The sequence below is a fragment of the Moritella sp. PE36 genome, assembly GCF_000170855.1.
Lineage (GTDB): Bacteria > Pseudomonadota > Gammaproteobacteria > Enterobacterales > Moritellaceae > Moritella.
Map to the genome: position 1 here is coordinate 17,720 of NZ_ABCQ01000011.1, position 15,365 is coordinate 33,084.

Annotated in this window: 12 protein-coding genes and 2 tRNA genes; 2 read left to right on the forward strand and 12 right to left on the reverse strand. The window is 41.2% G+C overall.

Going from position 1 to position 15,365, the window contains the following annotated elements; all coding sequences use genetic code 11:
- Nucleotides 1–66: 66 nt before the first annotated feature.
- The 10 genes from infB to rlmE form a co-directional block, all read right to left on the reverse strand.
- Entirely contained in the window at nucleotides 67–2,766 is a 2,700-nt protein-coding gene (infB, locus tag PE36_RS08685; RefSeq protein ID WP_006031628.1) for a translation initiation factor IF-2, read from the reverse strand.
- A gap of 26 nt (nucleotides 2,767–2,792) precedes the next feature.
- Nucleotides 2,793–4,292 carry a transcription termination factor NusA gene (nusA, locus tag PE36_RS08690; RefSeq protein WP_006031629.1) on the reverse strand — a complete coding sequence of 500 codons (1,500 nt, stop codon included), beginning with the start codon at nucleotides 4,290–4,292 and terminating at the stop codon, nucleotides 2,793–2,795.
- A gap of 14 nt (nucleotides 4,293–4,306) precedes the next feature.
- Complete coding sequence (rimP, locus tag PE36_RS08695) at nucleotides 4,307–4,765, reverse strand: ribosome maturation factor RimP (protein ID WP_006031630.1); 459 nt, start codon at nucleotides 4,763–4,765, stop codon at nucleotides 4,307–4,309.
- Nucleotides 4,766–5,005: 240 nt separating this feature from the next.
- Nucleotides 5,006–5,082, reverse strand: a tRNA-Met gene (locus PE36_RS08700).
- A 277-nt stretch (nucleotides 5,083–5,359) separates the two neighbouring features.
- A tRNA-Leu gene (locus PE36_RS08705) sits at nucleotides 5,360–5,446 on the reverse strand.
- A gap of 21 nt (nucleotides 5,447–5,467) precedes the next feature.
- Entirely contained in the window at nucleotides 5,468–5,788 is a 321-nt protein-coding gene (secG, locus tag PE36_RS08710; protein ID WP_006031631.1) for a preprotein translocase subunit SecG, read from the reverse strand.
- 248 nt (nucleotides 5,789–6,036) lie between these two features.
- Complete coding sequence (gene glmM, locus PE36_RS08715) at nucleotides 6,037–7,371, reverse strand: phosphoglucosamine mutase (RefSeq protein WP_006031632.1); 1,335 nt, start codon at nucleotides 7,369–7,371, stop codon at nucleotides 6,037–6,039.
- Nucleotides 7,372–7,462: 91 nt separating this feature from the next.
- The gene (gene folP / locus PE36_RS08720) at nucleotides 7,463–8,326 is read right to left on the reverse strand and encodes a dihydropteroate synthase (RefSeq protein ID WP_006031633.1); all 864 of its coding nucleotides are present in this window, start codon (nucleotides 8,324–8,326) and stop codon (nucleotides 7,463–7,465) included.
- Between the two features lie 94 nt (nucleotides 8,327–8,420).
- Nucleotides 8,421–10,358: an ATP-dependent zinc metalloprotease FtsH gene (gene ftsH, locus PE36_RS08725; RefSeq protein WP_006031634.1), complete on the reverse strand. Its 1,938-nt coding sequence runs from the start codon at nucleotides 10,356–10,358 to the stop codon at nucleotides 8,421–8,423.
- Between the two features lie 296 nt (nucleotides 10,359–10,654).
- On the reverse strand, nucleotides 10,655–11,299 hold the full coding sequence (gene rlmE, locus PE36_RS08730; protein ID WP_006031635.1) for a 23S rRNA (uridine(2552)-2'-O)-methyltransferase RlmE: 645 nt from the start codon (nucleotides 11,297–11,299) through the stop codon (nucleotides 10,655–10,657).
- A 114-nt stretch (nucleotides 11,300–11,413) separates the two neighbouring features.
- Here rlmE and yhbY point away from each other — a divergent pair, with 114 nt between their 5' ends.
- Nucleotides 11,414–11,710 carry a ribosome assembly RNA-binding protein YhbY gene (gene yhbY / locus PE36_RS08735; RefSeq protein WP_006031636.1) on the forward strand — a complete coding sequence of 99 codons (297 nt, stop codon included), beginning with the start codon at nucleotides 11,414–11,416 and terminating at the stop codon, nucleotides 11,708–11,710.
- 115 nt (nucleotides 11,711–11,825) lie between these two features.
- Here the strand turns inward: yhbY and greA are convergent, their stop codons facing one another.
- Nucleotides 11,826–12,305: a transcription elongation factor GreA gene (gene greA, locus PE36_RS08740; protein ID WP_006031637.1), complete on the reverse strand. Its 480-nt coding sequence runs from the start codon at nucleotides 12,303–12,305 to the stop codon at nucleotides 11,826–11,828.
- A gap of 946 nt (nucleotides 12,306–13,251) precedes the next feature.
- Between greA and PE36_RS08745 the strand changes: the two genes are divergently transcribed.
- Nucleotides 13,252–13,875 carry a trimeric intracellular cation channel family protein gene (locus PE36_RS08745; RefSeq protein WP_006031638.1) on the forward strand — a complete coding sequence of 208 codons (624 nt, stop codon included), beginning with the start codon at nucleotides 13,252–13,254 and terminating at the stop codon, nucleotides 13,873–13,875.
- Nucleotides 13,876–13,983: 108 nt separating this feature from the next.
- Here the strand turns inward: PE36_RS08745 and tyrS are convergent, their stop codons facing one another.
- A complete protein-coding gene (tyrS, locus tag PE36_RS08750; RefSeq protein ID WP_006031639.1) occupies nucleotides 13,984–15,180 on the reverse strand; it encodes a tyrosine--tRNA ligase in 1,197 nt (398 codons plus the stop codon).
- Nucleotides 15,181–15,365: the final 185 nt, after the last annotated feature.

Genomic DNA, 15,365 nt, shown 5'->3' on the forward strand with positions numbered 1-15,365 from the left:
CTCTAAAGGAAAATGGGGACCGAAGGTCCCCATAAAGTTATTTTAATCGAACCGAGTTATTAACCGTTACAGAGTACGTTTAATTTCAACAGTTTCGAATACTTCGATTTGGTCACCAACACGTACGTCGTTATAGTTCTTAACGCCGATACCACATTCAATACCCATACGAACGTCTTGTACGTCATCTTTAAAGCGACGTAATGACTCAAGTTCACCTTCGTAAATAACGATATTTTCACGTAATACACGGATTGGAGCGCTACGTTTAATGACACCTTCAGTAACCATACAACCCGCGATAGAGCCGATTTTAGGTGATTTGAATACATCACGTACTTCAGCAAGACCAATGATTTCTTGACGGAACTCAGGCGCAAGCAGACCGCTCATCGCTTGCTTAACTTCATCAATCAAGTCATAGATAACGCTATAGTAACGTAAATCAACACTTTCGTTACTTACAACTTCACGTGCTTTTGCGTCTGCACGTACGTTGAAACCAAGTACGATTGCGTTAGATGCTGCAGCCAGTGTTACGTCAGTTTCAGTGATACCACCAACACCACGCGTGATGATTACAACTTTAACTTCGTCAGTTGAAAGTTTAACCAGTGACTCACAAAGTGCTTCAAGTGAACCTTGAACATCAGCTTTAAGCACGATATTCAATTCAGAAACTTCACCCGCTTCCATGTTCGCGAACATGTTATCAAGTTTAGATTTCTGTTGACGAGCCAGCTTAACATCACGGAATTTACCTTGACGGTAAAGCGCAACTTCACGAGCTTTCTTCTCATCACGCACTACTGTCGCTTCGTCACCCGCTTTTGGTACACCAGAAAGACCTAAGATCTCCACTGGAATAGCAGGACCAGCACTGTCGATTGGCTTACCGTTTTCATCACGCATTGCACGAACACGGCCATATTCTAGACCACAAAGAACGATATCGCCTTGCTTCAATTCACCTTGTTGTACAAGTACGGTTGCAACAGGACCACGACCTTTATCAAGACGAGATTCAATTACCACGCCCGCAGCTGGACCAGTAGCAACAGCTTCAAGTTCTAAGATGTCAGCTTGTAGCAAGATGCCTTCAAGTAGCTCATCAATACCCGTGCCTGCTTTAGCAGATACGTGTACAAACATGTTTTCGCCGCCCCAGTCTTCTGGAATAACGTCATGCTGTGCTAGTTCGTTTTTAACACGATCTGGATCCGCACCTTCTTTATCCATTTTGTTCACAGCAATGATCAGTGGAACCTTCGCTGCTTTCGCATGGTGGATAGCTTCGATTGTCTGTGGCATAACACCATCATCAGCCGCAACAACAAGCACAACGATATCAGTCGCTTTAGCACCACGAGCACGCATAGACGTAAACGCCGCGTGACCTGGAGTATCAAGGAAAGTGATCATGCCGTTTTCAGTTTCTACATGATAAGCACCGATATGCTGAGTAATACCACCGGCTTCGCCAGCAGCTACTTTAGCACGACGAATGTAATCTAGTAGCGATGTTTTACCGTGGTCAACGTGACCCATGATAGTAACAACAGGTGCACGAGTAACTTTAGTACCGCCACCTTGCGCTTCAGCTAATACCGCTTCTTCTAGGGCATTTTCTTTAACTAAGATAACTTTATGACCCATTTCTTCTGCAATAAGTTGCGCAGTTTCTTGGTCAAGTACTTGGTTAATAGTAACCATAGAGCCCTGTTTCATCATATATTTGATGATTTCAGTCGCTTTGATCGCCATTTTTTGTGCTAATTCACTAACACTAACCGTTTCACCGATGCGAACATCACGTTCAACTTTAGCAACTGGCTTGTTGAAACCTTGTTGCATAGCTTCTGGTGCGTTAACTGATTTACCTTGATGACGGCTATAACGGTTATCAGGTTTACGGCCTTTGCCTTTTGCTTTACGCGCTTTGCCTTTACCTTTCGGCGCTGGTTTTGCAGCTTCAACTGGTGCAACAGGTTTTTTCTTACGTACACCTTTTTGCGCCTGTGCATCAGCATCATCTTCAGCAGCTTGTGCATGAGTTGATGTTGTTACATGGTAATCAGCAGTTTTCTCTGTTTTTTCACGTGCAGCTTCTTCTGCAGCCCAACGGCCTGAGTTATCTTCTGCTAATTTACGTGCTTCTTCAGTTTTTTGTTGAGCTTCCAGCTCAGCTTTACGAGTGGCTTCCTGCTCTTGCTTCTGCTTCAACGCTTCCGCTTCGCGCTTCGCCATATCATCTGCCTCTTTTGATTTAGTAGTTTTCTGTTGCGTTTGACGTTTTGCTTTCTCTGCAACATCACGTTTTTCTTTTGCTTCTGCGTCCGCTTTTGCTTTTGCTTCAGCATCAGCGGTTGCTTTTGCCTCTGCTTGTGCTTTCGCTTCTGCCTGTGCTTTCAGTTCAGCCGCTTCTTGCGCCGCTTTTTCTTCTGCTAATTTCGCTTCATCTTCAGCTGTAGTACGTTTAACGAAAGTACGTTTTTTACGTACTTCTACTGCAACTGATTTTTGCTTACCGCCACCGCTTGCTACGCTAAGCGTGCTTTTGGTTTTGCGTTGTAATGTTAAGCGACTAGGTTCAGCCGTATCACTACCATGCTGCTCACTTAAGTGCACAAGTAGTGACTGCTTTTCACCTTCCGTTACCGTACTATCGTTCGCTTTTGCTATACCAGCATCAGAGAATTGTTGTACTAGGCGATCAACAGTAGTACCGATATCTTCGGCCAATTTTGTAATTGATACATCTGCCATGTAGTTCGATCCCTCTCTTCGCGTTATTATTCGCTATCACTGAACCAACAGATATTACGTGCAGCCATAATTAATTCGCCAGCACGTTCGTCCGTTAACTCTTCAATTTCACTTAAATCATCAATGCTTTGTTCTGCTAGCTCTTCCAGAGTTATCACTCCGATGCTGGCAAGTACGTAAGCAAGGTGTTTTTCTAAGCCTTCAAGTGCTAATAAATCGGCACTTGGCTCGGCACTCTCTAGCGACTCTTCTGCAGCAAGTGCAGACGTTGTTAATGCGTTTTTAGCACGTCCACGTAATTCATCAACAAGATCTTCATCAAAACCGTCGATTTGTAAGAATTCGTTTACAGGAACATAAGCGATTTCTTCTAATGACGAGAAGCCTTCTTCGATCAGTAGCTCTGCCATATCTTCATCGATATCTAATTTATCAGTGAAGATATTCATCAGACGATCGTTTTCTTTTTGATGTTTTTCGTTCGCTTCAGCAACTGTCATTACATTCAGTTCCCAACCAGTCAGTTGAGACGCTAAACGTACGTTTTGACCATTTCGGCCAATTGCTTGGGCTAGATTCTCTTGTTCAACAGCAATATCCATTGAGTGCTGATCTTCGTCAACAATAATAGAAGCAACTTCAGCAGGTGCCATTGCGTTGATAACAAACTGTGCTGGGTTATCATCCCAAAGGATAATATCAACACGTTCACCGTTTAGTTCATTTGAAACTGCTTGTACACGTGCGCCACGCATACCAACACAAGCACCAACAGGATCGATACGTTTGTCGTTAGATTTAACCGCGATTTTAGCACGAGAACCAGGATCACGAGCAGCTGCTTTAAGTTCAAGCATCTCTTCGTTAAATTCTGGCACTTCGATGCGGAATAATTCGATTAGCATTTCGTTACAAGCACGGCTAATAAATAGCTGTGTGCCACGCGCTTCAGGTTTTACTTCTTTCAGTAAACCTTTAATACGGTCGCCAGTACGGAATGATTCACGTGGTAGCATCTCATCACGGAACATTACTGCTTCAGCATTGTTACCCAGATCTAATACTACTGTTTCGCGGTTAGCACGTTTTACTAAACCAGTGATTAGCTCACCTTCATGTTTAGCGTAATGCTGAACGATTAAATCACGCTCTGCTTCACGTACTTTTTGGATGATTACTTGCTTAGCTGTTTGCGTTGTTACACGGTCAAATACAACTGAATCAATTGTATCTTCAATGTAACCGCCAACTTCGATGGTTTCATCATCATATTTAGCAGCATCCAGGGTGATTTCTGAGAAAGGATTTTCTAGTGGTTCACCTTTGTCATCAATTACAAGCCAGCGACGAAACGTTTCGAAATTACCGGTTTTACGGTCAATTTCAACACGCACTTCGATGTCGCCTTCATATCTTTTTTTAGTTGCTGTAGCTAGTGCAATTTCCATAGCTTCGAAAATTTTCTCACGAGGTAGTGCTTTCTCGTTAGAAACTGCATCAACAACTAACAGAATTTCTTTATTCATTCCCGGACGCCTCGTTAGTCAAATTTTGGAACAATATTTGCTTTTTGAAAATTTGCGTGTGCGAAGACTTCGTCTTTGCCATCAATGGTTACCGTGATCATATCACCGTCAACACTTTTGATTACGCCTCTTAATTTACGACGACCATTCACAGCCATACGTAATAATGCTTTAATTTCAGAACCACAATACTCTTGGTAATGTGCGACTTTAAATAATGGACGTTCCATACCAGGTGAAGACACTTCTAAGAAGTACTCTGTGCTGATTGGATCTTCAACATCCATAATAGCGCTAAGTTGGTGACTTACTTTCGAGCAATCATCAACGAAAATACCGTTTTCATGATCGATATAAACAAGTAATGTCGAGTGTTTACCAGCTCGTGTAAACTCAATACCAACAAGTTCAAAACCTAACATTTCAACTGTTGGTTCTAACAAATCAGTTAGTGTTTGTTCTAGACTCGCCAAAACAACCCCCTAAAAACAAAAAAAGGGCAAATGCCCGTAATTTAAAAAATAAAAAGCCCCGACTATAAGGCGGGGCTTCTTACTACTAGACCTTGTATGTCACTTGCGTGACGCTTATTAAATGAATAACAAGCAAGAAGCCAATAGTATTACGTAAATTACATTTACCAGAGATAAAATTAAATTTAAGTAATGCTATTTGCACACTGTTGACTAGCCTTATCAACAGGTATAAGAAAATGGTTGCGGGAGCCGGATTTGAACCAACGACCTTCGGGTTATGAGCCCGACGAGCTACCAGACTGCTCCATCCCGCGACAACTATCTTACTTGCGCTGATTATAGGCCATTGCAACTACAATATGCAAGGCTAAATTCACATAAATAGTGAATCTGCTGTGTGGAAGTAATGAATAACGCTAAATCATTTTGCAATCAAACTAATATATACCCAAACTACGTCAAGATGCCATATCAGAGACTAGCTTAGATATAAGACTAAAAATAGTGGGTTAGTCATATCTGATGGTCACGATTTAGCTGAAAATCAGGTAAAAAAAAACCTTAGTAGTTACTACTAAGGTTTTTCTTATTTGGTGCCGTGGGCGGGACTTGAACCCGCACGTCCTTTCGGACACCAGCCCCTCAAGCTGGCGTGTCTACCAATTTCACCACCACGGCTTTATTCTATTGAGGTGATTTTTATTGAGGTACGTCGCTGTTGTTTACTGGTGACACTGGAATATCACTTGTGATTGCTGGTTTCTCAGCATCTAAAATCACATCAGTTTCCGATTGCGAAGATAAGTTACCAAGTAGTAAACTTAACGCAAAAAACACCACAGCAAGGATCGCAGTAACGCGAGTTAAAAAGTTACCTGAACCGCCAGCACCAAATACTGTATTTGAGCCACCAGAACCAAAGCTAGCACCCATATCAGCGCCTTTGCCTTGCTGCATTAGAACGAATCCGATGATTGCAAGTGCAACAATTAAATAAATAACAATAATAACTTCGTACATTTTAATACCTAAATCTCAAAAGGTTTAATATAGCTTTATCGAACATCCTTACCCGAGGTAAGGGACACTTAAATCATACAGAGTCATTTTATAACTCAATAATGTTAAGTGGTAAAGCGGGGGAGATATTATCTAACCTCCACCTTAGTTGCAAGCTGATTATCAAAAAAACAATGAATAAAAGGCTTTAGCACAAAACAACACCAGTTGCCGTATGCTAATAAGCCTAAGTGCTGTTCTAAACCAGTTTAGAATGTCGCTTTCACGGCATCAGCAATTTTATTTGCTAATGCTAATACATGCGTTTCATCTTCACCTTCAACCATCACACGAATAAGTGGTTCGGTGCCCGATTTACGCAATAACACCCGACCGCGATCGGCAAGTTCCTGCTCTACATCCTTAACAGCCTGTAGTACTGATTCGGCTAATAATGGATCGGTATCACCATTAAAGCGAACGTTAACCAATACTTGTGGGAATTTGCTCATACCAGAGCGTAATTCTTTCAGCGTTAAACCACTATTAACCAGTGCCGCTAATACCAATAAGCTTGATACAATGCCGTCACCTGTTGTGGTGTGATCCAGAGAAATAATATGGCCTGAATTTTCACCACCGATACGCCAACCTTTCTCAAGCATCATTTCGACCACATAGCGATCGCCAACCGCACTACGGGCAAACGGAATACCCAGTGACTTAAGTGCTAGCTCTAAGCCCATGTTCGCCATTAATGTACCAACAACGCCGCCTTTTAATTCGCCGTTGCGCAGTGCATCACGTGCGATAATGTAAAGAACTTCATCACCATCAATCACATAACCGGTATGATCAACCATCATCAGGCGATCACCATCACCATCATAAGCCACACCTAAATCGGCTTTTTCGGCAAGTACACGTGCGACTAGTGCTTCAGGCGCCGTTGCACCACAACCATCATTAATGTTCAAACCATTTGGCTCCACACCGATAGTAATGATCTCTGCGCCGAGCTCTGTAAATACGCTTGGTGCGATATGGTAAGTTGCACCATGGGCACAATCGAGCACAATTTTCAGCCCCTTCAAACTTGCGCGTGATGGGAAGGTACTTTTACAATATTCAATATAACGACCTGCGGCATCTTCAATACGAACTGCTTTACCTAATTGAGCTGACTCAACACAGGTTAATTCTTTTTCTAATTGCGCTTCAATCGCCAGTTCAACCTCATCCGGTAGCTTAGTACCATTTGCAGAGAAAAACTTAATGCCGTTATCGTGATATGGATTGTGTGATGCACTGATCACAATACCCGCTTCCGCTCGGAATGTACGCGTTAAATAGGCAACAGCCGGCGTTGGCATTGGCCCCATAAACGCGACATCAAGCCCCGCCGCAGATAAACCCGCTTCTAACGCACATTCCAGCATATAACCTGAAATACGAGTATCCTTACCGATTAGAACTTTTCTTGTGCCTTGTTTTGCAAGTACCTTACCTGCAGCCCAACCCAGTTTAAGTGCAAACTCAGGTGTGATTGGCGCTACACCTACAAGACCACGAATACCATCGGTACCAAAATACTTTCTTGACATATTTAATCCCTAATATCTTTTATTACTGGCCGAGATATCACTCAACCAATCTAATTTCGATTCAAACTGTTAGTTATTATTACTTTTATTTTTAAATAGCCTGCTTACTAACACTGTGCTTAGCAAGCTGTGCCACGATAGCTAAAACATCCGCGGTTGCTCGCACATCATGGACACGTAATATTTGCGCACCATCGATTGCAGCGGCAGTTGCACAGGCAAGACTACCCGCTAATCGCTGTGATTCATCACACTGCAATAAATTACCTATCATCGACTTTCGTGAAACACCAATCAACACAGGTAGGTCAAATTGATGAAAGACCGACGTATCAGCCAGTAATTGGTAATTTTGTTCTAACGTCTTACCAAAGCCAAAACCGGGATCGAGGATAATATGTTCACGCTTAATGCCTGCATTCACACAATCATCAATACGCTGCTGTAAAAATGCCACCACTTCTGTTGTCACATTTTGATAAGACGGTGCGTCTTGCATGGTACTTGGCTGGCCTTGCATGTGCATAATACACACAGGCACAGCAAGTTCCGCAGCTGCTTGTAATGCACCCTCTTCCTGCAGCGCTCTCACGTCATTAATGATATGTGCGCCCGCCGCAATGGCTTGACGCATCACTTGCGCTTTACTGGTATCGATAGAAATGACAACATCGAGCTGTGTGGCTATACGCTTAATAATAGGGATAACACGGGAAAGCTCTTCATCTAAACTAACAGCACAAGCACCTGGACGTGTTGATTCACCACCAATATCAATGATCTTAGCGCCATCAGCAACCATCTTTTTTGCTTGTTCGAATGCCGCATCTAACGCGTGATACTGTCCGCCATCAGAAAACGAGTCTGGTGTTACATTCAAAATCCCCATCACCACTGACTGGCTTAGATCAAGTGTTTTAACACTGCCACTATTGGTCGTTAATTGTAACTGCATTATCGTTTCATCCCTAAAAAAAAACCCCGAGTTATACTCGAGGTTTATTCTATCATGAATTAATAGCTATAAAGTAATACTGAATAAGCGAGGCTTATTCTGTATCTTTTTTATCACTTTCTTTTTTGCTATCATCTTCATTATCAACGTTAGTTTCTTTTTTCACGTCTTTGGCAGTGTCGCTATCTTTAGTACTATCAAGAGTACCATAGCCTTCACCCCAATCTGCAGGCGCTCGCACTTCAACACGCGCCATTAGATCATCAATTTGCTTGGCATCAATAGTTTCATACTTCATCAATGCATCTTTCATTGAATGAAGAACATCCATATTGTCCGATAATAGTTGATGCGCACGTTTATAGTTGCTTTCAACTAAATAACGAATTTCATCATCAATCATTTTAGCTGTATCATCAGACATACTTGCCTGCTGACTACCACCACCACCAAGGAAAATTTCGCCTTGCTCGTCAGCAAATTTCATTGGACCTAATTTTTCAGATAGACCCCATTGCGTGACCATTTTACGAGAAATATCCGTGGCACGTTCAATATCATTTGATGCGCCTGTTGATACGCTGTCTTTACCAAAGATAATCTCTTCAGCAATACGGCCACCGTAAAGGCTTGAGATCATGCTTTCTAAATGACGTTTCGAGTGACTAAGACGATCTTGTTCAGGTAAGTACATAGTCACACCTAACGCACGACCACGTGGAATGATACTCACTTTATAAACAGGATCATGATCCGGTACTAAGCGACCAACAATAGCGTGACCCGCTTCATGGTAAGCCGTCATCGTTTTCTCTTCTTCGCTCATTACCATGCTCTTACGCTCGGCACCCATGAGGATCTTATCTTTGGCTTTTTCGAATTCAGCCATAGATACAGTACGTTTATTATGACGTGCAGCAAATAATGCAGCTTCATTCACTAAGTTAGCCAGTTCTGCACCAGAGAAACCCGGTGTACCACGCGCAATAAGTACAGTTTCAACATCATCGCTGATTGGCACTTTACGCATATGGACTTTCAAGATCTGTTCACGACCACGGATATCCGGTAGACCAACAGTTACTTGACGGTCAAAACGACCAGGACGTAATAATGCAGGATCAAGTACGTCTGGACGGTTAGTCGCCGCAATAACAATGACACCCTCATTACCTTCAAAACCATCCATTTCAACCAGCATTTGGTTTAGCGTTTGCTCACGTTCATCATGACCGCCACCCATGCCAGAGCCACGTTTGCGGCCTACAGCATCGATTTCATCGATAAAGATGATACAAGGTGATGATTTTTTCGCTTGTTCGAACATGTCACGCACACGAGATGCACCGACACCCACAAACATTTCAACGAAATCAGAACCTGAAATAGTGAAAAATGGTACTTTTGCTTCACCGGCAATCGCTTTAGCAAGTAAGGTTTTACCTGTACCCGGAGAACCAACTAATAAGATACCTGTTGGTATTTTACCGCCGAGTTTCTGGAAGCGACTTGGATCTTTTAAGTAATCCACTAATTCAGCAACTTCTTCTTTTGCTTCATCACAACCAGCAACATCTGCAAACGTCGTTTTAATTTGGTCTTCACTCATTAAGCGTGCTTTACTTTTGCCGAATGACATAGCGCCTTTACCGCCGCCACCTTGCATTTGACGCATAAAGAATACCCAAACACCGATCAGTAATAGCATTGGGAACCAAGAGATGAAGATAGAAGTCAATAAACTTGCTTCTTCTTCAGGCTCACCAAATACTTTAACGTTATTGTTTAACAAGTCATTTAATAGCTGTGGATCTTCCGCTGGTAAGAAAGTAACGAACTTCTGTCCACCTTGGGTAACACCACGGATAGTACGTCCGTTGATCTTAACCTCGTTAACCTGTTTATTTCTAACTTGTTGCACAAATGAACTGTAATCTAACTGATTACTTGAACTCTCATTTGGTCCGAAACTCTGAAATACTGACATTAATACGACTGCAATAACCAGCCATAAAATCAGATTTTTTGCCATATCACTCAAAATCTAGCCTCTCCGGGTCTTAAGTTCCCTGAAAAAAAACAGTTGAAATACTAAATATATTCTAAATATAGACAGTTTAACAACAACTTACATTTTAAATTTTCATCCTGTGAGCCTTACAATTAAAATGCAAGCTTGCAGAACCCTTTAGATATTCTCTACTGTCTGCTTAAATATATCAAGACTTGACTATTTATTAACATAATTAAATGTTTATTGAGACCAAATCTAGATTTTATTCTTCAATAACAGCAGTGATATTATCATTTGTAACAGGTTACAATAATTTAGCCTTTATAACCTTTCGCAACGATGAAAACTTCGCGTGAACGAGCACGTGATGAATCCGGTTTTCTAGTTTTAACGACATTAAACATACTACGTACATCTTTCATGTATTGCTCAAAACCTTCACCTTGAAATACTTTGACCACAAAACTGCCATTTGGTTTAAGTACTTCTCGACACATTTCCAATGCAAGTTCGACCAAGTACATTGAAGCAGGCTGGTCAACACCGATATTACCACTCATATTGGGGGCCATATCAGAAACAACCACATCAATCTTACCATCACCGACTTTCGCCAGTAATGCTGATAGTACTTTTTCATCTCGAAAATCACCTTGCAAGAAATCAACCCCTGCAATTGGATCCATCGGTAAAATATCACAAGCAATAACACGACCTTTATCACCTAAGTGCTTAACAGCAAATTGTGACCAGCCACCAGGAGCAGCACCAAGGTCCACAATATTCATACCCGGTTGTAATAATTTATCTTTTGCTTGGATTTCTTCAAGCTTAAAAGTCGCACGTGAACGCAACCCTTGTTTTTTAGCATCTTTAACATATTTATCGTTGTGATGCTCTAGCAGCCAATTTTTAGAACTGCCCTTTTGGGTACTTTTTTTCTTCGGTGTCGGGGTCATCTGAAAGCCTGTTTATAATATTTTTTTAAACCATTACCATAATGGCATGGTATTAAGATGAAGATGAAGCTAAAATTACTCTTTTTCAACCCTAAGTAATAAGAAATTTAAAATATGGCATTAAGCAACAAACAAAAGCAACACCTAAAAGGTTTAGCACATTCATTAAAACCTGTCATCTTACTAGGCCAGCACGGCTTAACTGAAGGTGTAATGGCTGAAATTGAAGTCGCACTAGCACATCATGAACTAATCAAAATTAAAGTTGCGTCTGCAGACCGTGACCAAAAAGCATTAGTAATGGATACCATTGTTAAAGAAGCTAACGCAGAAAAAGTACAGAGTATTGGCCACACATTGGTTATTTATCGTACAAGCGATGAAAAGAAAATCATACTGCCAAAGAAATAATAGCTTTGTGAGTATCCAGCTGGGCAAGGAATCCCAGCTCGACTATACCCAGCATTAAAACTGGGTCACAGTACACCGTAATGCGTGTCTGTATCTTCATGCAGTGTGTCGATAGTTAGATATATTCTACCGATACAATTTCAAATTCAATCGCGCCGCCAGGTGTCTTCACCATCGCCACATCATCGACACTTTTACCCACTAAACCACGTGCAATTGGTGAGTTAATTGAAATACGATTTTCTTTAATATTAGCTTCATCATCACCGACCAGATTATAAGTGATCTCTTCTTCTGTTTCAGTATTATAAATTTTAACTGTACAACCAAAAATAACACGACCATTATTTGCTATTTTTGTCACATCAATAATCTGACAATTAGACAGTTTCCATTCGATATCTTGAACACGGCCTTCACAGAAACCTTGCTCTTCACGTGCAGCATGGTATTCCGCGTTTTCTTTCAAATCGCCGTGCTCACGCGCTACCGCAATCGAACTTACAATTTCAGGTCGACGAACCGTTTTTAAATGTTCTAATTCGATACGTAAATTTTCTGCACCACGTGCAGTCATTGGGATCATATTACTCATAATGCTTATAGCCTTTCAATCAATTCATTATCATGACATTACTGAACGTCCAGTGCTGATAATGTTTACAATCATAATGCCACTATTGTAATACGAATATGACGACACTTCACCCTATTCAAACCATTAAACACATTTAATCTTATTAATGAGATCTATATTTGAGCATTGTCTATTCGCCTTAAAATTCAACTTAACATGCAATCCACACCTCATTTCACCCAACCCGAGCAAAGTTACGATCGTGACAACTAAAACAACACTTTTACATGTGATTTATAACTATAAAAAACAACAACAGGAGCAAACGCCAAGTAATAGACCAATAAAAATTGAAATAAACATACTAATCAGCACTTCACCAACCTAGAGAGCCCAAAGCACCAAAAGTTACAGTTTTCTTATAAAAAGCTAGCCAAGTGAATAGGATGTGTGCATAATGTAGTCAATGCAGCAGCCCACAGGACATTATCATGAAAGAATTTGTAGCCGTTTTTACTGTTTTAACTACTTTAGCTATCACAAGTGGTGTTTTACCATCAATCGCTAGCCTATAGTTTTAAAGTTCCGAAAACAGCATGGAAAAGTTTCTTGTTTTATAATGATATATTATAAATAGTCAAAAACTTCTCTATGCTGTTTTTTATACCTATTAGATAACCCCATTTCTCGCACTTCCCGCTCTATTTCACCTGAAAGATAATATTTTACACCCAAGCTACTTCAAGATGCTATATCAGCGACTAGCAGGGATATATCCTCTACTTCTACCTCATCAATAGTTCAAATTTTATTTATATTCTGCAACTTTATTTGTTAGAACTTCGATATAGCTACAAGAAATCATTTTCTCTATCCGTATACTCTGCCCTTCTTAATTATGGACAAATATACTTAAAGTAGTTTGGGTATAGAGCAAGGATCAATAAATTTTCTGATGATGAACATGGATATTATTTATTTACTCGATTTAGCGGGTACCGCCGTTTTTGCAATCTCAGGCGTGCAAGTCGCTGGCCAGATGCGCATGGACCCATTTGGCGCAACAGTATTGGCTGCAGTAACCGCGATTGGCGGAGGTACGATACGTGATGCTGTTTTGGATGTAGGTCCTGCATTCTGGGTACACGATCCCACTTACCTCACCGTTATTATTTTAACCTCCTTGCTAACGATTCTGTTTGCGAATCGTAGTCACCGCATGCCGCCAATATTATTACCGCTTGCCGATGCCGCAGGTTTAGCCTTATTCACCGTGATCGGTACACAGAAAGCTTTAGCTTATGGTGCGCCGGGTATGACTGCAGTGGTCATGGGCGTGATCACAGGTGTCGCTGGAGGTATTATCCGCGACCTATTGGCAAGCCGCGTGCCGATGGTATTACAAAAAGATATCTATGCGACAGCGTCAGTGCTGGGAGGCGTGGTATATACTGGTTCACTGGCGATTGGTATAACTGAAGGTTTGGCAATGTTACTCGCCATGACAGGGGTATTTACACTCCGAATGGCCGCAGTGCATTGGCATTTACGCTTACCGATGTTTGTTTTAAAACATCACCGTGAGTAATGCAGCAAGTTAATCGTTAAAAAGCCCGTTATGACAAAAATCATAACGGGCTTTTTTTTATAAACGCTCAATGATAAGCATTTACTTATAACGACTAGCTAGTCAATATTAAGCTAATGTAATACGAGCAAACTTGCGTTTACCAACTTGGTATACCGCGGTACCCGCTGTAGGAACAAGTCGAGTATCATCTATTTTTACGCTATCAATTTTAACCGCACCTTGCTTGATCATACGCATCGCTTCTGAAGTACCAGATACAAGACCCGCTTCTTTTAATAAATTCGCGATAGCCATTGCATCACTCACTGCAAAATCAAATTCCGGCATTTCATCTGGGATCGAATTTTTAGAAAAACGCTGAGTGAAATCATTATGTGCGCTTTCTGCAGCCGCTTCATCATGAAAACGGGCAATGATTTCTTTTGCTAATGAAATTTTAACATCACGTGGATTAACGGCGTCAGCCGCGATATCAGCTTTGAATTTTTCAATTTCAGCTAATGGACGGAATGATAATAATTCAAAGTAGTTCCACATCAACTCATCCGTGATCGACATGATCTTACCGAACATCTCGTTTGGCGCATCTGTTACACCAATATAGTTGTTCGATGATTTAGACATTTTCTTCACGCCGTCTAGACCAACAAGCAGTGGCATCATGATCACTGTTTGGGGTTTTTGACCTTCTGCTTTTTGTAATTCACGACCCATTAATAGGTTGAATTTTTGATCTGTACCGCCAAGTTCAACATCAGCTTTCAGTGCAACTGAATCATAACCTTGTAATAATGGGTACATAAATTCGTGGATCGCGATACCTTGACCAGACGCATAGCGTTTTTTGAAGTCATCGCGCTCTAGCATACGCGCAACAGTTTGCTGCGACGCTAAACGGATAATTCCCGCAGCACCTAATTCGTTTAACCACGTTGAGTTAAACTCAATGCGGGTTTTTGATTCATCTAAAATTTTGAATACTTGGTCGGTATATGTTTTCGCATTAACCAGTACATCTTCACGTGTTAATGGTGGACGTGTTGAGTTTTTTCCTGACGGATCACCGACAGTTGCAGTGAAATCACCAATCAAGAAGATAACTTCATGACCAAGGTCTTGGAATTGACGTAACTTGTTTAAGATAACAGTATGGCCCAAATGCAGGTCAGCACCGGTTGGATCAGCACCTAATTTAATTCTTAGCGGACGACCTTCTTTAAGTTTTGCTACTAGCTCTTCTTCAACTAGGATTTCTTCTGTACCACGTTTAATTTCGCGTAACGCATCATTGATTTGCGTCATAATGTTAAGCTCCACACTTATTACCTAAATATAATCACTCTATAGTACTGGATAGCGTTACAATTGAAAACCGTTGCCCACTGGCAATACCGTTAATTTAATTACAAATACTGTTTCCCGGCTACTTTTGCTGAGACATTGAAAACCAGAAGCACGGCGTTACAAATTTTTTTTGCACAGTCCTT